Origin of the sequence: Tissierella sp. (assembly GCF_032104385.1) — a bacterium.
Classification (GTDB): Bacteria; Bacillota; Clostridia; order Tissierellales; family Tissierellaceae; genus Tissierella.
In genome coordinates, this window is record NZ_DAMCHJ010000001.1 from 215,675 (window position 1) to 236,448 (window position 20,774).

Annotated in this window: 20 protein-coding genes and 1 pseudogene; 2 read left to right on the plus strand and 19 right to left on the minus strand. The window is 32.6% G+C overall.

Annotated elements, in window-relative coordinates; genetic code table 11:
• Window positions 1-122: 122 nt before the first annotated feature.
• The 11 genes from RT714_RS00965 to RT714_RS01015 form a co-directional block, all read right to left on the minus strand.
• Window positions 123-482 (minus strand): iron-sulfur cluster assembly scaffold protein, encoded by a 360-nt coding sequence (locus RT714_RS00965; RefSeq protein ID WP_313755747.1) that lies wholly within the window; start codon window positions 480-482, stop codon window positions 123-125.
• A gap of 59 nt (window positions 483-541) precedes the next feature.
• A complete protein-coding gene (locus RT714_RS00970; protein ID WP_313755748.1) occupies window positions 542-2,410 on the minus strand; it encodes an ATP-binding protein in 1,869 nt (622 codons plus the stop codon).
• A 143-nt stretch (window positions 2,411-2,553) separates the two neighbouring features.
• Window positions 2,554-3,591, minus strand: a complete 1,038-nt coding sequence (locus RT714_RS00975; RefSeq protein WP_313755749.1) for a copper amine oxidase N-terminal domain-containing protein — start codon at window positions 3,589-3,591, stop codon at window positions 2,554-2,556.
• Between the two features lie 177 nt (window positions 3,592-3,768).
• Entirely contained in the window at window positions 3,769-4,611 is an 843-nt protein-coding gene (gene udp, locus RT714_RS00980) for a uridine phosphorylase (protein ID WP_313755750.1), read from the minus strand.
• Window positions 4,612-4,656: 45 nt separating this feature from the next.
• On the minus strand, window positions 4,657-5,232 hold the full coding sequence (locus tag RT714_RS00985) for a class II aldolase/adducin family protein (protein ID WP_313755751.1): 576 nt from the start codon (window positions 5,230-5,232) through the stop codon (window positions 4,657-4,659).
• A gap of 78 nt (window positions 5,233-5,310) precedes the next feature.
• The gene (deoD, locus tag RT714_RS00990; protein WP_313755752.1) at window positions 5,311-6,030 is read right to left on the minus strand and encodes a purine-nucleoside phosphorylase; all 720 of its coding nucleotides are present in this window, start codon (window positions 6,028-6,030) and stop codon (window positions 5,311-5,313) included.
• Window positions 6,031-6,050: 20 nt separating this feature from the next.
• Window positions 6,051-7,106, minus strand: a complete 1,056-nt coding sequence (mtnA, locus tag RT714_RS00995) for an S-methyl-5-thioribose-1-phosphate isomerase (protein ID WP_313755753.1) — start codon at window positions 7,104-7,106, stop codon at window positions 6,051-6,053.
• 19 nt (window positions 7,107-7,125) lie between these two features.
• Window positions 7,126-8,046 carry an ABC transporter permease gene (locus tag RT714_RS01000; protein WP_313755754.1) on the minus strand — a complete coding sequence of 307 codons (921 nt, stop codon included), beginning with the start codon at window positions 8,044-8,046 and terminating at the stop codon, window positions 7,126-7,128.
• Between the two features lie 24 nt (window positions 8,047-8,070).
• A complete protein-coding gene (locus tag RT714_RS01005; RefSeq protein ID WP_313755755.1) occupies window positions 8,071-9,189 on the minus strand; it encodes an ABC transporter permease in 1,119 nt (372 codons plus the stop codon).
• Complete coding sequence (locus tag RT714_RS01010; RefSeq protein ID WP_313755756.1) at window positions 9,186-10,712, minus strand: ABC transporter ATP-binding protein; 1,527 nt, start codon at window positions 10,710-10,712, stop codon at window positions 9,186-9,188. The genes RT714_RS01005 and RT714_RS01010 overlap by 4 nt, the downstream gene beginning before the upstream one ends.
• 28 nt (window positions 10,713-10,740) lie before the next feature.
• Window positions 10,741-11,823 carry a BMP family ABC transporter substrate-binding protein gene (locus tag RT714_RS01015; protein WP_313755757.1) on the minus strand — a complete coding sequence of 361 codons (1,083 nt, stop codon included), beginning with the start codon at window positions 11,821-11,823 and terminating at the stop codon, window positions 10,741-10,743.
• A 282-nt stretch (window positions 11,824-12,105) separates the two neighbouring features.
• On the opposite strand from RT714_RS01015, the gene RT714_RS01020 reads away from it, so the two are divergent.
• Window positions 12,106-12,831 (plus strand): GntR family transcriptional regulator, encoded by a 726-nt coding sequence (locus tag RT714_RS01020; RefSeq protein WP_313755758.1) that lies wholly within the window; start codon window positions 12,106-12,108, stop codon window positions 12,829-12,831.
• A gap of 109 nt (window positions 12,832-12,940) precedes the next feature.
• On the plus strand, window positions 12,941-13,597 hold the full coding sequence (locus RT714_RS01025) for an RNA pseudouridine synthase (protein WP_313755759.1): 657 nt from the start codon (window positions 12,941-12,943) through the stop codon (window positions 13,595-13,597).
• An 87-nt stretch (window positions 13,598-13,684) separates the two neighbouring features.
• Here RT714_RS01025 and RT714_RS01030 read toward each other — a convergent pair whose 3' ends face one another.
• The 8 genes and pseudogenes from RT714_RS01030 to RT714_RS15895 form a co-directional block, all read right to left on the minus strand.
• Window positions 13,685-14,728 carry an ADP-ribosylglycohydrolase family protein gene (locus tag RT714_RS01030; protein WP_313755760.1) on the minus strand — a complete coding sequence of 348 codons (1,044 nt, stop codon included), beginning with the start codon at window positions 14,726-14,728 and terminating at the stop codon, window positions 13,685-13,687.
• Between the two features lie 12 nt (window positions 14,729-14,740).
• The gene (locus RT714_RS01035; protein ID WP_313755761.1) at window positions 14,741-15,766 is read right to left on the minus strand and encodes an ADP-ribosylglycohydrolase family protein; all 1,026 of its coding nucleotides are present in this window, start codon (window positions 15,764-15,766) and stop codon (window positions 14,741-14,743) included.
• Window positions 15,767-15,857: 91 nt separating this feature from the next.
• Window positions 15,858-16,970 carry a substrate-binding domain-containing protein gene (locus RT714_RS01040; protein WP_313755762.1) on the minus strand — a complete coding sequence of 371 codons (1,113 nt, stop codon included), beginning with the start codon at window positions 16,968-16,970 and terminating at the stop codon, window positions 15,858-15,860.
• 41 nt (window positions 16,971-17,011) lie between these two features.
• The gene (locus RT714_RS01045) at window positions 17,012-17,953 is read right to left on the minus strand and encodes a carbohydrate kinase family protein (RefSeq protein ID WP_313755763.1); all 942 of its coding nucleotides are present in this window, start codon (window positions 17,951-17,953) and stop codon (window positions 17,012-17,014) included.
• Window positions 17,954-17,977: 24 nt separating this feature from the next.
• Entirely contained in the window at window positions 17,978-18,940 is a 963-nt protein-coding gene (locus tag RT714_RS01050) for an ABC transporter permease (RefSeq protein ID WP_313755764.1), read from the minus strand.
• A gap of 15 nt (window positions 18,941-18,955) precedes the next feature.
• The gene (locus tag RT714_RS01055) at window positions 18,956-19,708 is read right to left on the minus strand and encodes an ATP-binding cassette domain-containing protein (RefSeq protein ID WP_313755765.1); all 753 of its coding nucleotides are present in this window, start codon (window positions 19,706-19,708) and stop codon (window positions 18,956-18,958) included.
• 293 nt (window positions 19,709-20,001) lie between these two features.
• On the minus strand, window positions 20,002-20,640 hold the full coding sequence (locus RT714_RS01060; protein WP_313755766.1) for an L-fuculose-phosphate aldolase: 639 nt from the start codon (window positions 20,638-20,640) through the stop codon (window positions 20,002-20,004).
• Window positions 20,641-20,654: 14 nt separating this feature from the next.
• Window positions 20,655-20,774, minus strand: a pseudogene (locus RT714_RS15895) (hypothetical protein); the annotation flags it as partial.

Below are 20,774 nucleotides of genomic sequence, written 5' to 3' on the forward strand. Positions count from 1 at the left end.
TTCACACACTCCTTTTATAAAGTTACATACACTTTAAAGTCTACCATGTAAAAAAAACATCTACCAATTATTTTTATCAATGATAGATGTTTTTATATAGATAAAACTTATCCTAATTCATTTTATTGCTTTTTCTTCAAATAATCTTCTATTGCAGACCTTAACCCTTTAACTCCAAGAACTGAGCAATGAATCTTACTTTGTGGCAAACCATCTAAGGCATCTATTAATTCTTTTTCAGTAATAGCTAAGGCTTCTTCTATAGTTTTTCCCTTTGCCATTTCTGTTATCATACTACTTGTTGCTATAGAAGCAGTACATCCAAATACTAAAAAACTAATATCTGTTATTATATTGTCCTTTACCTTAATATAAATAGTTAAGGAATCACCACATTTTAAATCTCCAAAGGTTCCTTCTCCATCAGGATCTCTCATACTTCCTACATTTCTTGGACTCATAAAATGTTCTATTACTTTCATTGAGTACTCTGAATACAATCTAATCACTTCCTATTTATATAGTAATGTTATCTACTATCTTATTTTACCACATAGATATCAGAAAATTCCACATGTATCTTTTCTGAATAACATGCTTCCTCTCTATCTCTTTCTATCCTATTATCATCAATAACTCTATCTGGTAATTCCATTATAAATTCACTTCCCTTGCCAAGTTCACTATGTACTGATATAGAACCTTCATGCAATTCCACCAAGGATTTAACTAAAGATAATCCAATCCCTGAGCCTTCTACTCCTCTTCTAAGAGGATTTTCTACTTGAGCAAATCTATTAAAAATCATTTCTAATTTATCTTGGGGAATTCCAATTCCATTATCTTTAACAGAGATAATAACCTTTTCTTCCTCACCATAGATATTGACCTCAATTTTACCTCCTTTTTCTGTAAATTTAATTGCATTTGATAATAGATTTAACATAATTCTCTCCATCATATCCATATCAAAGGCAATTACCTTCTCCTCTACATCTGTATCAAATATGATACTAATATCCTTCATCTTTGTATATTCTACAATGGACATGGTTATATCTTCAATAACCTTCACAATATCATTATTTCTTAATTTAATTTTAACATTGCTGCTCTCGATTTTAGTTATATCAATAAAATTGCTGATTAATCTTAATAACCTATAACTATTTTGTTTCTGAATCCCGATATATTTATTAAATAATCTTTGAAACTCTTCTAAATCATTCATATCTGTATTTTCTAATAATTGTATGCTTCCTAGTATAATATTTAAAGGTGTCTTAAATTCATGGGATATTGTAGCTAAAAAATTAGACTTCAATTGATTATATTCTTCTGTTTCTATTGCCTTCTGATTAAGAGCCTCTACCATTTTGTCAAAAGCTTGCCCAACATCACCAAAAACATCATCTTCATTAATACCTGTTTTTACGTTTAGATCTCCCGTCTTAACCTTATGAGCTGCTAGTTTTAATTTCTCAATTGATTTAATAAAGCTACTAGACATTAATATTGCTATGGCAAAAGATATTATGTAAATTAAAGTAAATACTGTTAGATTTCTTATGGATGAATATCTTCCATTTGCTAATACCTTTTCCACAGGTGTAGCTACAAAACTGGCCCAACCAATTTCCTTAATAGGACAATCAACTCCCAATCGTTCTATTCCATCAGATTGAGAGTATCGAGAATACGTCTTTATAACCTCTCCTTTTAATGCCTTCCTTGTAGGAGAGTCTTCACTTGCTACTTCTATTTTGGGAATTAATATATTATCTCCGCCACGGTATACTATATTTGCATCTTTATCTACTAATCCAAATATACTTCCAGATACTATTCTATTTATGGGAAGAATATATTTCATATCATTAGCTCTTATTGTATTTATAACTATACCCTTTAATTCTCCATCAATCAAAATTCCCCTTGCAATAGGAATTATCAACTCGCCAGTGATAGTGCTCCGCTCTAAGTTTCCTATTACCTTTTCTTTTCCATTAATAATATCTTGATAGATATTCCTATCTCTTATATCTATTAGTATTTCTGCTTCTTTTGAACTTATATTCACAATACCTTCAGACGTAGCCCAATAATAATCCATCCTAAAGAGTTGGTTCTCTAAAGATGTATTGTTAAGGTATTTATTTAGACACTGAATTCTCTGATCAGGATGTGAAACTAGAGTCTTTCCAATTACATATTGATTTGACCAAGTTCTTTCTAAAAAACCCATAAATAAAGTATTGATTACTTCTGCATACTCTTGATTTGCTTCTAATTCTGTCTGCATATTTATTTCTAAGTCTTTTCTTATATCTATGATGTTTAATATTGATAACGGAATTAATGTAATAAAAATCAATAATACCAATTTAAATCTTACAGGATTTATTTTCAATATTTATCCTCCTAAAATATGTCTTTATGTGAACTATTATAGCAATACTTATAAAAATTGGCAATAAGTGACATTTAGGGGTAAAATAAAAATCAAGGACTATACTAAAATATATAGTCCTTGATTTCAGGAGGAAATCTATTCTATTTTCCTATATTAATCATTCCATTTTCTGCTACTTCTATTTCTGCCTTCAATATTTCCTCTAAAAAGCTTAGAGGTACATAGGTAGTAAAGTCCTTCATTTCTGGTGCTGTCCCTAATTTCACCATCATTTTAGCAAAATTATAATTATCTTGTCCGATAGTTATAGAAGTCCATTGTGCACCCTTTATTAATTCTGCCGTTTTTGTTTCACCATTCCATTTTATCTCATACCCTAAAGTTTCAGATATTTGTCTAAGGGGAACCATAATTACCCCTTTATCATTTTTATACAACCTTTTATTTAGAGTAATTTCCTTATTATTTATAATCATCTTATCTAAGACCGTAATTTCTGGCTTTTCTTTTTCTTCCCTATTGTTTTCCATTACAATTATTTTTTCCGGTGTTGTTTGCGCTGGGATACTCTTTGTTGATATAGTATAAAAAATAATTAAATCCCTATTTACTATATTTTCTTTTTCTATTTTTTTTCCATCTTTATCGACTATAATTGTGTTTTCAGATGGATTTATTTTTAGCATGCCATCAGAACTTATAAGCTCTTTATTAAATCTTGAAATATGAGTAAATATTGGTTCTTCACTCTCATCTATTACAATAACATCTGGACCTAATTGCGGCGGCATACTCATTGCCATCATAGTATTTTTATGGTAGTACGCCGAAACTTTCATACCCTTTTTAAGTGTATCTTTTGTTATAAACTCCTTAGTCTTATTGTTTAAAAGAATTACATCCTCATTGATATGAAATAACATTCCATTATATGGTTCATCTTCCTTATCTTTAACTAATACAGATAAGTTTTTTCCATTATTATTTACTTCAACTATTTTTCCCTCATACTTTATATAATCTGCTACTATTTTATCTTCAGTCTCTTCTGCCTTATCAATCGGTGCTGATATTGGAATTATATCCTTTCCTTCCAAGTTGTTAGCTTTAACCATCAATGGACTTAATGAGATACAAGTTGCCAGTGATAATACCATATACTTTCTAATTTTTTTCATTTCTTTATCACTCCTCTTCCCTTATAATTATAATATCAGCAATTTGTGTTAAAATGGTTACATTAGGATTACAATATGATTACAAAATATAAGTTTTAAAATCATATGTCTCATGTTAAATATTATATCTCAAATATATATCATAATTTATCATCAGCAAAAAATAAATTACCTTTTTTACCTAACCAATGATGGATACCAATTTTTCTTATTCTTTTCCATCTTTAATCTATTCCATTCTGCAAGTATTATAGCTGCTTCTGTAGATGCTGCTATACTCTTTTCAATGCCATCATAAGCAAATTCATTTGTCTCTCTATTTCCAATTACAGTGAATATTGCTCCTGCTTTTATTTTAAACAAACTTGATAAAGTAAGAACTGTTGCCGCTTCCATTTCATAATTTATTACATTTGCAGCCTTTAGATCTTCATATCTAGTTTGAAACCAGCTTTGTCTATATCCACCAAACCCATCTCTATTTTGTCCGCAAAAGAAAGATGCAGCTGTGGCAGTTATTCCTACATGATAGGTATATCCTAGTCTTTCACATGCTTCTACCAAAGCAGCAACTACTTCATAATCAGCAACTGCAGGGTAATTTAGATTTATATAATTTTCACTAGTTCCATCATATCTAACTGCACCTGATGAGATTATTAAATCCCCAGTTCTAATATGTGGCTGAATCGCAGAGGTAGTCCCTACTCTAATAAATGTCTTTGCTCCAATCGTTGCTAAACCTTCCATTGCACTAGCTGTAGATCCACCACCTGCTCCAGTAGAGCAAGCTGAAATATCTACTCCTCTTATTTTTCCAGTATGAGTCACATGTTCTCTATTTCTTCCTACTTCCTTAAACTCATCCCATTTTTCTGATATTTTTGGAACCCTATCAGGATCTCCAGGTAATAAAACAATATCTGCTATATCTCCTGGTTTACATCTTATATGATATTGAATATTTCCATCTAACTCAGGTCTATCAGCTTTTGATTCCCAGTTTTTCTTATCTCCCATTAGAAACATCTCCCTTACTAATTATTAATGAAGATTTACAAATCATTATTTTAATTTACTAAATAAGGCAATCTTAGCTGTATCTTCTACCATTTCAGCTAAATAAAAAGCTTTATTGAAATTTTCTCCTACAGATATAATACCATGCTCTTTCATTAAAATAGCAACTATTTCAGGATTTTTATATTCTTCTATAACGTAATTTGCTAGCTTATCAGATCCTGATGACGCTATATCTATGGTTGGTACATGCTTTAAATATCCCTTGGCATGATTTGTTATTAAAGGTAATTCCTCGTGGTTCGCTGCTATTGCTGTTGAATAAGGTGGGTGCACATGAATTACTACATTTACATCTGGCCTAACTTTATATATTCCTGCATGGAACTTCCATTCTTTAGATAATGTTTTGGTTCCCTCTAGTAGATTTCCATCTAAATCTACTTTTACAACATCTTCATCTGTCATATCACTAAATGCACTACCTGAACTTTTTATCAATATGGCATCTTCACCAGGAACTCTACAGCTAATATTTCCACCTGTAGCACATATTAAATGTCTATCATAACATCTTCTACTAATTTCTACTAAATCCTTTTTTAATTGTTCAGTACTCATTTAAATCACCTCTAATTTTTAGTTATTAAACTAGGCTGCAACCTCATAAAAGGATACAGCCTAGTTTAATTTAGTTATCTACTCCGCAATCTCTAATGCAATTTTCATCATATCAGTAAAGTTTTTCTCTCTTATATCTGCTGATACTTTTTCACCAGTCATAATATGATCAGATACAGTTAATATGGATAATGCTTTTTTACCTGCCCTAGCTGCTACTATATAGAGAGCCGCCGTTTCCATTTCTACTGACAATACTCCCATTTTTGACCATCGTTCATTTTCTTCTCTATCGTATTCAGGATAGAATATATCTGTTGAATATACATTTCCTACCATATATTTAGCTTTCATCTGGTCTGCCTTATCTACAGCATCTCTTAATAATGGATAGGATGCCACTGCTGAAAAGGTGCCAGATAGCTTATATTGATCAGCATATGGTGTATTATAACAGGCTCCCATAGCAAATACTAAATCTCCTATTTTCAATTCATCATGAATTGCTCCAGTTGTACCTACTCGTATAATATTTTCTACATCATAAAGATTATATAGCTCCCATGCATGAACACCCATTGTAGGTGCTCCAATTCCACTTGCCATTACAGATACTTTCTTGCCTTTATATGTTCCTGTATAGGCATACATACATCTAATACTATTTACTTGAACTGCATCTTCTAAAAAGTTCTCAGCAATAAACTTAGCTCTTAAAGGATCTCCTGGCATTAAAACTGTTTTTGCTATCTCACCAGGTTGTGCTGCTATATGATGTGTTGGTGCTTTTAATGTCATTTTAATTCCCCCTTAATTTATCATTTTACTTTTAATAAGCTTTCTAGATAAGGAGCTGTCATAACTCCTTTTTCTGTTATTATCCCACTAATTAATTCATTGGGTGTTACATCAAATGATGGATATAGGGCTTTTGTTACTGCTTCTGTTATTAATTGTCCATTTAAATGTGTTACTTCTTTTTCATTCCTATACTCAACATGTGCATCCATACCATGTACAAGATCATAATCTATTGTATGACTAGATGTAGCTGTATAAAAAGGAATATTATTTTTTTTCGCAGCTAGAGCATGCATATAAGTGCCTACTTTGTTTAGAAGATCTCCATTAGCTGCAATTCTATCTGACCCTACTACTACTTTCTGGATCTTTCCTAATTTCATTAAATATCCCGACATACCGTCAGTGATTAATGTATGAGGTATTCCCCACCTCTCCAATTCATAAGCAGTAATTCTTGCTCCTTGTAAATAAGGTCTTGTCTCACTTGTAAATACGTGAATATTTTTCCCTTGCTCAAATGCTGTTCTAATTACTGATAGAGCTCTACCACCATAACCGGCTCCAGCAAGGGCTCCTGAATGACAATGTGTTAAAATAGTATCACCATCGTCTATTAGTTCTGCTCCATATGCCCCCAATTTCTTTTCGTATCCAAGTTGTCTTTCTATGATTTCAGAAGCTTTTTCTTCTGCAAAATCTACTATGTCTTTGCCAGAGTAATTATCTATGGCCTCTATCATCTCATCAACTGTTTTCATCAAGTTTACAGCAGTTGGTCTGGTAGACTTTAATAAAAGTCCGCTTTCCTTAATATATCTTTTATCTCCATTTGAGTTTATTGCTGACAAAAGAACTCCATAGGCTCCTGCAATACCAATTGCTCCTGAACCACGAATAGTCATATCCTTAATTGCCTTTGCTAACTCATCGACTGTATTTATAGTATATATTTCCTCAACAAATGGAAGTTTGATTTGATCAATAAGTCTAATTTTCCCATCCTCAAGCCATATGGGAAGCAATAACTTTTGCTCCTTCCATTCATCTGTTAGCTTATAAAGTTTATTCATTTAACTGCCTCCTATAGTCTTACTCATCATGATGCTTCCCTAAACCTGCCGGATTTCTTGAACTCTTTAACCCAAATACAACTACAAACATTGTCAATACATATGGTAATGTTCTCACTATATGACTAGGTATAAAGCTACCTTGGAATATGGTCTGCAATGAATCAAAAAATCCAAAAAACAAACTTGCACCTAAAGCACCTATTGGACTGTTTTTTCCAAAGGTTGCGATTACCATGGCAATATACCCTCTTCCTGCTGTCATGCCATCTATATACATATTAAGCTGTGCTAATGATAAATATGCACCTGCCAGACCACATAATGCTCCGCTAATCATAACTCCAATATATTTATACAAAGTCACATTTATACCAACTGTACTTGCTGCAGCTGGGTTCTCTCCTACCATTCTCATTCTAAGACCTTGGGGAGTTTTAAACATATAAATCCAGCCTGCTATTACTATTAAAATAGTTATATAAAAAAGAATATTTTGCTCTGCTAATATTGTTCCAATAAAAGGAATTTTTGATAAAAATCCTATTTCTAGTTTATCAAAGCTTGCTACCTTTGGTGATATCCCTTTAGATTTCCATGTTATCTGTAAAATAAGAGGGGCTATAGCAGCTGCTAATAAATTTACGCTCATTCCACTTAAAGTTTGATTAACCTTATATTTGACATTTAAAAATCCATGTAGCAATGAGAATAATACTCCTGCTAATATACCAAATAGTATTCCTATCCAAGGACTTCCACTAATAAAAGAGCCAAATACTCCAAAGAATGCTCCTGCTATCATCATACCTTCACAACCCATTGCCATAATACCTGACCTTACTGAAAATGCAGCTCCTGTAGATGCTAAAATCATCGGGACAGACATACGTATGGTTGATACTATTACAACATATAAAATATTACTTATGTTTCCCATAAATCTTCCTCCTGTTCTTTAGCATTATGCAATTTCATCATCAGATATTTTATGATTTTCTTTATTCTTAATTAATTTAGCAAATGGACTTTTAACAACATTACCTATAGAAGAAATCAATTTAGGTGCAGCAACAAACACTACTACTAATGCTTGTATCATACTCACAAATTCTATAGGGATAGATGTTGTCCTATTTAATGTCATGGCTCCTGCCTTTAATATTCCAAATAATATTGATGAAAATACTACTCCCAGTGGGCTATAGGCTGCAAGAGCAGCTACTGGAATCCCTGAAAATCCTAGCCCTATTGAGATATTTTCTATAAACCTATAGTGAATACCTAAAGATAATGCACATCCTGCCAATCCTCCAATTGCTCCACTTAAAAATATGGTAAATAAATATACCTTAGATACATTTATACCTGCTGTTCTAGAGGCTTGAAGGTTTAAACCAGTGACTTGAATTTCATATCCTAATGCAGTTTTTCTCAACATCCATTCAAGAACTATAGCTATTAATATAGCCATTATAATTGCTGTTGTCAGTTGAGAACGTGGTACTAGTTTTGTTAGCTTTGCTGAATCTAATATCATATTTGTTTGAGATATTGCACTTCCTCTTGATTTTAGAGGCCCAGTAGCCAACCATGTAGTTACTAAAATTAAGATTTCGTTCAACATAATACCGACTATAACTTCTGATGAATCGAATTTTATTTTTAAATAACCAATAAATAAACCTACTAAACCTCCAGCTAGCATTCCAGCAAGAATTGCTACTAATGCATGGAAAGGAGCCGGTAAAAAAGTTACATATGCTCCTACAATAGCTGATGTAATTGCCCCAATATAAAGCTGTCCCTCCACACCTGTATTGATAATCCTTACACGAAATGCAATGGCAAAAGATAGTCCCGTAAGCAATAGTGGAGTTGCTTGACTTAGGGAAAGCACTCTTCCTTTGGCTGTACCTAAAGATCCAGTAAATATGGCAATATACGTATCCATAGCAGAGAAACCACTAATTTCAATTACTATGGCACCTACTAATAATGTCAAAAACAAAGCTGTTAAAGATGTTTTGAGGGTTTTTAAACCTTGTTTATATTTATTTTGTGATATTAAACTTGTTTTCATTTCCCTTCTCCTTTAATGCTATCTATACTACTTCCAGTCATTAACAATCCTAGTTGAACTTCTGTATACTCTTCTGGCATACTTTCAGATACTATTTGTCCTTCATATAGAACCAGTATTCTGTCACTTAAAGCTCTAACTTCATCTAAGTCTGCTGAAATTAAAAGCACTGCCTTTCCTTCGTCTCTTAAATCTAATAGTTTAGTATGAATATACTCCATAGCCCCCACATCCACACCTCTAGTTGGATGTGCTGCAATTATAAGGTCTGGATTATGTGAAAATGTCCTAGCTATGATTATTTTCTGTTGATTTCCCCCAGATAAAGACTTGACTGTTGTGTCCACTGTAGGCGTTTTTATTAAGTAATTTTCCTTACTACTATTTGCATAATCGAGTATTTTCTTATTCAATAATATTCCTTTATTTGTAAAGCTACTCTCTCTGTGATATCCTAAAATTAAATTATCCTTCACACTCATTTCACTTACTAAACCCATTGAAAGTCTATCTTCTGGTATATGACCTATTCCACTTCTTAAAAAATCATTGACATCTCCACTAATTTGCTTACCGTTTAATATAAACTCCATAGTATCTGGCGATCTTAGACCTGTTAATGCCTCAAGCAATTGAGTTTGACCATTTCCTTCTATACCTGCAATACCAAGGATTTCTCCCTTACGTATTTGAAAATTTATATCCTTAATTTTATATTTATTATCTTCTTTAATATTTAAATTTTTTACTTCTAAACAAGTATCAGTTATATTCTTTGCTCGTCTTTTTACTCCTAATTCCACACGCCTTCCTACCATCATTTCTGATAATTTCTCTATGGTTGCTTCTTTAGGGTCTATATTATTATGAATCATTATTCCATCTCTTAGTACATTGATTCTATCTGCTATGGCCATTGTTTCTTTTAACTTATGTGTAATGATTACAATGCTTTTTCCTTGCTCCCTCAATTTTTTTAATATAATAAATAGAGCATCTACTTCATGGGGAGTCAATACTGCTGTAGGCTCATCCAATATAATTACTTCTGCATTTCTATATAAAGCTTTAAGAATTTCAACTCTTTGCTGTTCTCCTACTGAAAGTTTCTCTACTTTAATGTTTGGATCTATATTAAAGTCAAAATCTTTGATAAGTTTTTTTATATTTTCCTGAGATTTTTTTTCATCTACAAACAGACCACTTCTAGGCTCATTTCCAACTATTATATTTTCCATAACAGTAAATGCTGGCACCAGCATAAAATGCTGGTGCACCATGCAAATCCCCATATTAATAGCATAAGATGGTTTGTTAATATGAACCTTTTCTCCCTTATAGTGTATTTCTCCTGAATCAGGCTGAATCATACCATAAAGAACTTTCATAAGTGTAGTCTTTCCGGCACCATTTTCCCCTAATAAAGATATTATTTCTCCCTTTTTCAGGGTAAAATCTACATTATTTAGAGCCACAGTCCCTGGAAATGTCTTTGTTATATTCTTCATTTCAAGTATATTCATGTAACTCCACCTCCGCTAGTGGTGTTTATTATTTATTATTTTGATAGTTATTGCTCTTTGCCCATTCTGGTATCTGATCTGGATCATCTGGAAGTTCAAATTTTCCATCAAGATATTGTTGCTTTACTTCTTCGGCTATTGCTAATAAGTCTTCAGGAATTTCTGTATTGATTCCAGTTCTATCATAGCCGCAAACTCCATCTCTAATACCTTTTAATGTAACACCAGCTGTCCAATTTCCATTTTTTACATTTTCGATTTCTTGATAAATCAATAAATCAATACGTTTTATAGAGGTTACTAAACTTCTTTCTGGGTCAATAGAAGCCTTACTGCTTCCGATCACATATTTATTTGATTCTTCCGCTGCATTAAATACTCCTAAGCCTGAACCGCCGGCATTGTGAGATATAACATCTGCACCTCTACCATAAGCTGTCATTGCAATTTCTTTCGCAGTACCAGGGTCTGTATAGCTTCCAACTATATTATAAATAAACTCTACTTCAGGATTAACATATTTTGCACCTGCCATAAATCCTGCTGCTCCTGATCTTGAAACTGGAGTGTCCATTCCACCAACAAATCCAATAATATTTTCTTTATTTGCTAAAGTCATTCTTTCATCCTTAGTTACAAGACCTGCAATAACCCCTGATAAAAATGTTTGCTCTGGATCTAAAGCTCTTATACTGTGTATATTGCCATATCCTTCAATAACTCCATCAGCTAAAGTAAATTTTTGCTCTGGATAGTCTGCTGCTGCTGCTATTACGGGATCTATATAGTCAGCACCTAAAGCAATTATTAAGTCATACTCTTCTGAATCAGCAAACATTCTTAATTGTGTTTCTACTTCACTAATATCAACTATTTCAGCATAATCAAATTCTATACCTAATTTATCCTTAGCTTCATTTAATCCAATGTGTGCTTCATCTACAAATCCTAAATCTCCTAAATTCTTATGAACTATTGCGATTTTAACTTTATCATCACCTGATTCAACAGGTTGTTTTTCCATATCGTTACCTTTATCACTTGAGCATCCTGCTACAACGGTTAAAACTAAAACAAATACTAGCATAAAAGAAATCAATTTTTTATTCATTCTCTTTCCTCCTAAATTTTACATGTTTAAGTTTATTTATTTACTTCGATTTACTAGACTTGCATTTATCCTCCCTTCCTGTTAATCTTTTACAGTAATGACAATGCTTTGTTTTTTAATCTCAATGTCGTCAGTCGTCCTACAACTAATATAGCATTGTGATAAATCATTGTCAATATGTTTTTTAATCTAGTGTATTACTAATAAACTTACTTGACAAATACAAATTTACATCGTATATAATATGTAAAGAACATAATTCTATAATTAAGGTGGTTACAAATGAAATTAACAAATAAATCCTTATATTTACAGGCAAGAGATGCAATTCTTAATATAATTGATAATAGTACGGAATTTATGGCCAAACTTCCTTCTGAGCAGGAACTTTCTGAAAGATTAGGTGTTAGCAGAAACACAATAAGGGAAGCTTTAAAATCATTAGAAAATGAAGGCTTTATAGCTCCAAGACACGGTGTAGGTACTTTTATTATCAGGGACTCAAAAAATATAAAATCCAATATAGCTGTTCTTGATAGTTTTACTAAGATAATAACTAATCATGGATATACTCCAGGCACGAAATCTTTGCATCATGATAAAAGAATTGTACCTAAAGATTTAGCACACAAACTAAACATCGATGAAAGTTCAAATGTTCTCTATATTGATAGGGTTCGTACTGCAGATGGTAATCCAGTTATTTATGTAGAAGACTACATTACTTATATTGATAATATGTTGGAAAAGTTTAATTGCAGCAAAACGGAATCAATATTTGAATTTTTAAAATCATTTGATATCAAAATCTCTTTCTCAAGCTGTAATATTTATGCCGTAATAAGTAATGAAAAACTACAGGAGAAATTATCTTTAAAAGAGCCTAAAGCCCTTTTACATTTAGAGCAAATACACTATTCTACAAAAGGTATTCCTGTTATGTACTCAGATAGCTATTTTCTCAGCAACAAATTTGACTTCAACTTAGTAAGAAAGGTTATTGATTAAAGAATCTTTTCCAAATATGAAAGTAATAAAAGATAACACTATGTAATTAGTAACTATGAATCATTATAATATAAAATAAGTAGTAAAATGAAAATTTCTGGAGGATATAATGGATATTAAAATTATTTTTGAAGATAAAGATATATTAGTAGTGGAAAAACCACCTAAGGTTCCTTGCCAAAGTGATAAGACTTCTGATGAAGATATGATGAGCATATTAAATAGACCCTATCTTGGTCTTATACATAGATTAGATAGACCTGTAGGAGGGGTTATGGTATATGCTAAAAATGAAAAAACTAATTCTTTTCTTTCTAAAGAAGTTTCGGCAAGAAGATTGTATAAAGAATATCTTGTAGTGGTATGTGGTAAACCTGAAAATAATGAAGGTGAATTAAGAGATTATTTAAAGAAACTAAGAACTATAAATATGAGCAAAGTCGTTGATGAAAAAACTCATGGTGCTAAAGAAGCCATATTAGAATATAAGGTATTAGAATCTAAGGATACAGAAGAATACGGTACTTTAAGCTTAATTAAAGTTATTTTAAAAACAGGTCGCCATCATCAAATAAGAGTTCAGCTATCCAATGCTGGTTTCCCTATATGGGGAGATAATAAATATAATAAAACCTTTGTAAAGAAAAAAGAGTGGACACAAATAGCTTTATGGGCTTATAAAATAGGATTTAATCAACCTAAGGAAAAGCAATATACAACTTTTACTTCTATGCCCTATGATGAATATCCTTGGAATCTTTTTTAATATAAAAGCAATTAAGATAGTTCTTAAAACTAGGAACCATCTTAATTGTTTTTATATCTAGAGTTAAATAATAATTAATCAATATAATTATTTGCAAATACGTCTATAAATTTTCTCACTTATATCAGATAAATTCATTCCATTTTTTTCTTCTATAACTTCTTGATATCCTTCAGTAATAGAGTCCACTCCATTATATGCTCCTCCAAGTGCACCAGAAATACTTGCAATAGCACTTGTCTCATCTCCTATATTGACTCCACCAAAAATAGATTCCATGGTATTGCCATTATTAGCTATAAATAGACCAAAGGCGGCAGGAACTGTTTCAGAAATCCCTGGTCCACTACCTATAATATCTGCCAATTTCTTCATTATTATATCTGAGTTTCCCTCTTTAACTGCTATATTCACAGCCATATCCATTCGTTTTTGTACAGAAGGTCCAGGATAATGAAGTCCAGTTTTGGCTCCCCTTTCCTCTCCAATTTTTGCACCATATAGACCAGCCTGAACTATATCATATACATTAACTTTTTCCTCCATAGCTTTGCTTACTGCTGCCGCTACGGCACACGCACCAGAAATACTATATTTATCATCATGGGACGACATGGTCACAGCAATAGTATCATCAATAGCCTTATCTAAGTCTCCTGGATTAAACAATCCCATTGGAAAAGCTTTAGTTGCTGCACCATTACTTGACAGTGCATAATAATGTCCCTTGAAAAGCTTATTGCCCAAATGCCCTGCATATGCCCAGTCACTTACTTTACTACCATCTTCCTTCAATCGGTTAATCACTTTTCTAGTAGTCATACCTGCAAAAAGTTCAAACCATTCTTCATTGGAAGCCCATTCCATCAATGCTTCTTGTGCCATTTCAGTGGAAAAGCTTACATTGGTTCTCAATTTATACTGAATCAATATATAGGGAATGCTAAATGCATCTGTAACCATACCTGCCTTACGTCCTTTTGCTATTGTATCATTAGGCGGCGTACAAAAACTTGTTACTTTACCATTAAAAGTTTCCTGAATTTGACGAATAGATCTAAGTTCTGTAGCTGAACCCATGGCATCACCTACAGCAGCTCCTAATAATACACCTAGAATTTTTTTATACATTCATACTTCCTCCTAACATATTGACTGTCTTCCATGACAAATATTTTCTATTCCTTTGGCTAATCCCTTAATATGGAATCCATTTACTTCTTCCAGTAAAGGAAGAAAATGATTAGGAAATACTTGAGAGCCACGTAAAGTACCTGCAATTGCACCTGCTATAGTTGCAAGAGTATCTGTATCATATCCAGCATTAACACAATTAATAATTGTACCCATGGCGTCACCATTATTTGCAGCAAATATTCCAAAAGCTGATGGTACGGTTTCTGAAACGTGAAGGCCTGTACCAATCCTTTCAGCTATATCTATTGATTTTTCCTTGGAACTTCCCTTTCCAAATCCTATTTCAATTGCTACTTCCATTCGCTTTACCACACTTGGCCCTGCAGCATCACGTCCTATCTCTCTTCCAATTTTCTCCCCTTCTACTGCACCATATAGTCCAGCTCGAATCACATTATATACATCTGCATCATCCATCATAGCCTTGCTCACTGCCGCTGCTACTGCACAAGCACCTGAAATAGCAAGATAATTATCATGAGTCAGCATGGTTACCTTAGCTGCATTATTAATAGCTGCATCTAAATTTCCTGGATTCATTAACCCTATTGGAGAAATACGCATAGCAGAACCATTAGTAGCTTGACGAGTTGCTAATTTGGATTTCCCAGATTTATCAACTTTCCTGCCTTCAAACCCATAAATTGCTAACCGAGTAGTAGGTCCAGCAAATCTATCGAAAAACATAGAATGTTTAGACCACTCTATTAAAGCATTTTTAACAACCTGCTCTGTTATATTGCCACCTGCATCAACTATATATTTAGCAATAAAATATGCCGAACTAAAATCATCTGTTACTTGCCCAGCTTTACTGCCCGCAGCAAAAGTATCCATAGGTGGAATTTCAAAATCAGTTACCTCATGTCCAAAATATTCTATAATCTGTTCTCTTGTTCGAGCTTCAGTAGCTGCACCCATGGCATCACCTGCTGCAGCACCAACAAGTCCTCCTAAAATTTTATTATACATATTATATTCCTCCTAAATGATTTCCAGATAATGAAAAAGACAGATTTTAATTAAAGATTATCACCTATATAAAATCTGCCCTTTATCCTTACTATTTCCAGCCTTCCATAGTATCTACATTTTCTTTACTTATCAATTGTATTGGTGTCCAAACTACAGATTCTTTAAATTCATGACCTTGAATTGCCTTAAGAGCCGTAATTACACCAGCTTTTCCAAATAAATAAGGTGACATTGCTACAGTAGCATCTAATTCCCCATTCTCAATAGAAACCTTTGCTTCTTCTATAAAATCAACACCTGCAACAACTACTTTATCTTTCATATTCTTTGCCTTTAATGCTTCTACTGCACCTAATGCCATAACATCATTTCCACAGGCAATACCTACTATATCTGGATATGCATCAATAAGTGCAGCTGTTAGGTCATATGCTTGCTGACGGTCAAAATTTGCTGTTTGTACTGGAAGTACTTCCATTCCAACAGCTCTAAAAGCTTCTATAGCTCCATCTTTTCTTGCTTCACTTTGAGTAGCACCTGGAATACCTTCAATAACAGCTACCTTTCCTTTGCCACCTGTTTTATCAATTATAAATTCAGCACCCATTTTCCCTTGTTGCTTAAAATCAGAAGTAATATAGGCTTCAATCCTTCCTTTTGCTTCTTCTAATGCTTTTTCATTTACTCCATTTCCTACTGCTACAACTTTAGTTCCCTTATTATTTGCTTCTACAATACCTGGGATTAAATTATGTTCTGTTAATGGAGAAACCGCAATTGCATTGTAATCCTTGGATAAAAGCACTTTCATAATATCTAATTGTCCGTTTATATCTGTTTCTGTTTCAGTTGCCATTACATCTATGGATACACCATATTCCTTTGCAGCATCTTCATAACCTTCTTGCATTGTAATCCAAAAAGAATTTGCAAGGGTACTTTCTATTGCAGCTAACTTAACACCTGTATCTTTATCTGGTAATGGTGTTAGAGCTTCTAGTAATTTTTGTTCCGCTTCTTCCATAGCACTGTTTTTTACCTCTTCAGTTTGTACCTCTGTTTCCTTTTCTTTAGATGTTCCTTCTTCTGCATTAACGGGTTCTTTATCATTATTGGAACAACCTGTTAACCCTAAAGATAAAGACATAATTAATATAAATGCTAATAAACTTAATTTTTTAAATCCGTTTTTCATTGACATTATTTTGTCCTCCTTTTTTATTCTTTATATCAATTCTACAATTATCTTGCAAAATTAATAAACTGTTTTACTTTTTCAACTGTAGCTTTTGATCTTGGTCCTTTATGCATACATTTTATGGCAGCTGATGCTGATGCAAATCTAAGGGAATCTTTTTTATTCATTCCTTCACAAAAATAAGCATAGATCAGCCCTGCTAAGAAAGAATCTCCTGCACCCGTTGTATCTACTGCTTCTACAGAGTAAGCATCTATATGAATTAAATCCTTATTATCTAACCATATAGCGCCTTCATCTCCAGCTGTACATATAACTCCATGGGGAACATGATATTTATCATAAAATTTTTGTATTCCCTTTTGATATTCATGTTCTCCAGTAATTTCAAAGTAACCCTCTCGTCCACTTGAAAAAATTGTAGAAAGTCCAATCATTTCTTCTATTTCCTTAATATCAACACCACATTTCTCCATAAAGCTTGGTGGACATTGCATATTATATAAAACAGGTATGCCCTTCTTCTTAGCCAATTTTCCTAAATATATAGATGCACGAGATGAAAACATATCAGTATAAAATACATCTATTCCATCTAGTATGTTTTCTGGAAGTTCTTCTGGCTCCAAATTTGTTACTGAATCTCCTAAATTTGCAAAAATACAATGTTTTTCTCCTTGGGTTATGATAAATGTATGTAAGGTAGAACCCATTGGTTTAGTAACTAAAAATCTGTCATCAACACCATCTTCTATTAATGTTCTACGAAATTCATCTCCATACTTATCATCGCCAATTTTTCCTGTTTGATAGGCATCTACATCAAAATGAGCCAGAGCTACAGAAAGATTAGCAGCACTCCCTCCAGGTACAAGCTTTTCAGACTCTACAAAACCAAATCCATCTTCTCTCGGCATTTGTTTTGTTTCTATTATTACATCCATAGCTAATGCTCCAAGTGAAAGTACCCTCTTTTTTCGTTCCATATCACTATCTCCTTTTTATTTATTCTATCCCATCTTAATTCCTTTTCTCTGCTTATATTCTGATAATGCCACTGTTATTAAAATGATAATTCCTGTTAATAATTGCTGATAATTAGATGAAATAGCCAAAATTCTTAAACCATTATTTATTACTCCCAAGATAAGGCAAGCAATGAAGGTATCAACTACACTTCCTCGCCCACCTTGCATATCAGTTCCACCAAGTACAACAGCAGCAATAGCATCCATTTCATATCCCATTCCTGCCAAAGGCTCTGCTGTATTCAATCTAGCACTAATAATAAGCCCAGCTATTCCTGAACATAATCCACATAATATATATATCAGTGTTTTATATTTACCTGTATTAACTCCATTCCTTCTCAATGCTTCCTCATTACAACCCATAGAAATAGAATAATTGCCAAATCGTGTTTTTCCTAAAAGAATTATCCCTATTAAAGTAACAAAAAAGGCTATAATAATTGGGCAATTAAGAAACCCAACAGTACCACTACCTAAATAGGTAAATGATTTAGGAAATCCATAGATAGGTCTACCCTTTGTAATCACTAATGTTGCTCCCCTAATTATAGACATAGTGCTTAGTGTAGTAATAAAAGGATTTATCTTTAAAAAAGAAACCATATACCCATTGAAGACTCCTGCACCCATAGCAGCTACTAGTCCCATAATAATGGCAATAAATACATTAAAATCAGCCTTCATGGCAAAGGCTGATACAACTGAACTCAATGCAATTACAGAGCCAATTGATAAATCAATTCCTCCAGAACAAATTACAAATGTCATTCCTATGGATAAAATAATATATAGGGATGCTTGGTCCAATATATTTTTTATATTATTAAATGTTAAAAAATGTGAAGATATAAAGCTAAGAATAATTATCATAAGAAATAGAGTGAAAAGTAACAAAAGCCTATACATATGTGGTTGTAATGCAATTTTAAAATCTTTATCCATAACCCTTCTCCTTTATTAAATGCCTACTGCACCAGTAATCATTGAAACAACATCATTCATATTTAATTCATCAGTTTTAACAATATCTACGATTCTGCCTTGACGCATTACACATACTTTATGTGCAATTTCAAACACCTGCTGCAAATTATGACTGATTATAATTACTCCATAGCCATCTTCTGCAAGTCTTTTAATTAGTTTTAATACTCTTGAGGATTCTACTAAACCCATGGCTGCCGTTGGCTCATCAAAAATTAATAACTTTCCTCCTTGATGAATAGACCTAGCAACAGCTACCCCTTGCCTCTGTCCGCCACTTAAATTTCCTACAGGAGTTTTTACACTAGGTATATGGACTTCTAAGTCTTCAATCAACTGTTTGGATTCAGTATATATTTTCTTCTTATCAATAAATAAACCTTTCATTGGTTCTCTGCCAAGGAAAATATTATAAGCTGCATCTCGAGTGTCTACCAATGCTAAGTCTTGATAAACTGTTGAAATTCCTTTGTCTAAACAAATTTTAGGACTTAAGTTATCCTGCTTCTCTCCATCTATCCATATTTCCCCACGGTCTTGTATAAATACTCCAGAGATAATCTTAATAAGAGTGGATTTTCCTGCCCCATTATCTCCTACAATAGCCAAAACTTCCCCTAAATAGCTCTCCAAACTAACTCCTTTAAGGGCTTCTATATTGCCAAAACTCTTTGTTATATTTTCTACTTTTAAAAACGGACTAGATCCTTCAGATTTATCATTCACTTCTTCACTTCCCCCACAACCTTCTACCAGTGTAATTTATTAAGTTTGACTAGTTTCGACATATTTTTTATATAATTTATATTTTAGCAAACTTATATAGAAAAGTTAAATTTACATTATCTATACAATATAAGCTTAATATTGATTTTTTTTATAACTCAATCCTTTACAATATAAAAACCAACCATGAAGTTTTATAAACTTAATATGGTTGGTTTTTAAAATGATTATTTAATATTTAGTTTTGATAAATATTTTCTAAAATACATACTTTTATTTAATAAAATCTCTTATTATTTTCTTTGACCATAGGTCTTAAACTTCTCTGACATTAACTCCATTTCTTTATCTGATAATATTATAGGTTCTCCTATAGATTTGGTTCTATAATATAGCTCTGCACAGTATTCTATTTCTTCTGTAACATTAAAAGCATTTTCTAAATTATTTGCTCCTGCCAAGAGTCCATGGTTTGCTAACAAAACTGCCTTTCTGTCTTTCATAGCTTCAAATGCATTTTCTGCTAATTCCTTGGTACCAAAGGTAGCATATTCTGCACATCTAACATCTTTTCCAGCTAATGCAATCATATAATGGACTGCAGGTAACTGCCATCTTAAACATGATATAGTTGTTGCATATATGGTATGTGTGTGTATTATAGCATCTATATCTGTTCTTTTCTCATAGAATATTCTATGCATTTCAAACTCAGATGATGGGGCTTTACTACCTTCTATTTGCTCACCATCTATATCCATAATGGCTATATCTTCTGGTTTAATATTGAAATAGTCGATCCCACTTGGAGTTATGGCAATTAATTTTTGTTCTCTATCAAATATACTTAAGTTACCACCAGTACCTTTAGTTAAACCAGATGTAATTAATTTTTTCCCGTATTCTACTAATTGTTCTCTTTGACTTTTCATCAACATATAATCACCTATTTTTCAAATAATTTCTTTAAGCTAATATTATAAGGTGGTCTTGCTATACCTTTTTCCGTAATTATGCCAGTAATCAACTCATGAGGAGTAACATCAAATGCTGGATTATAAACTTT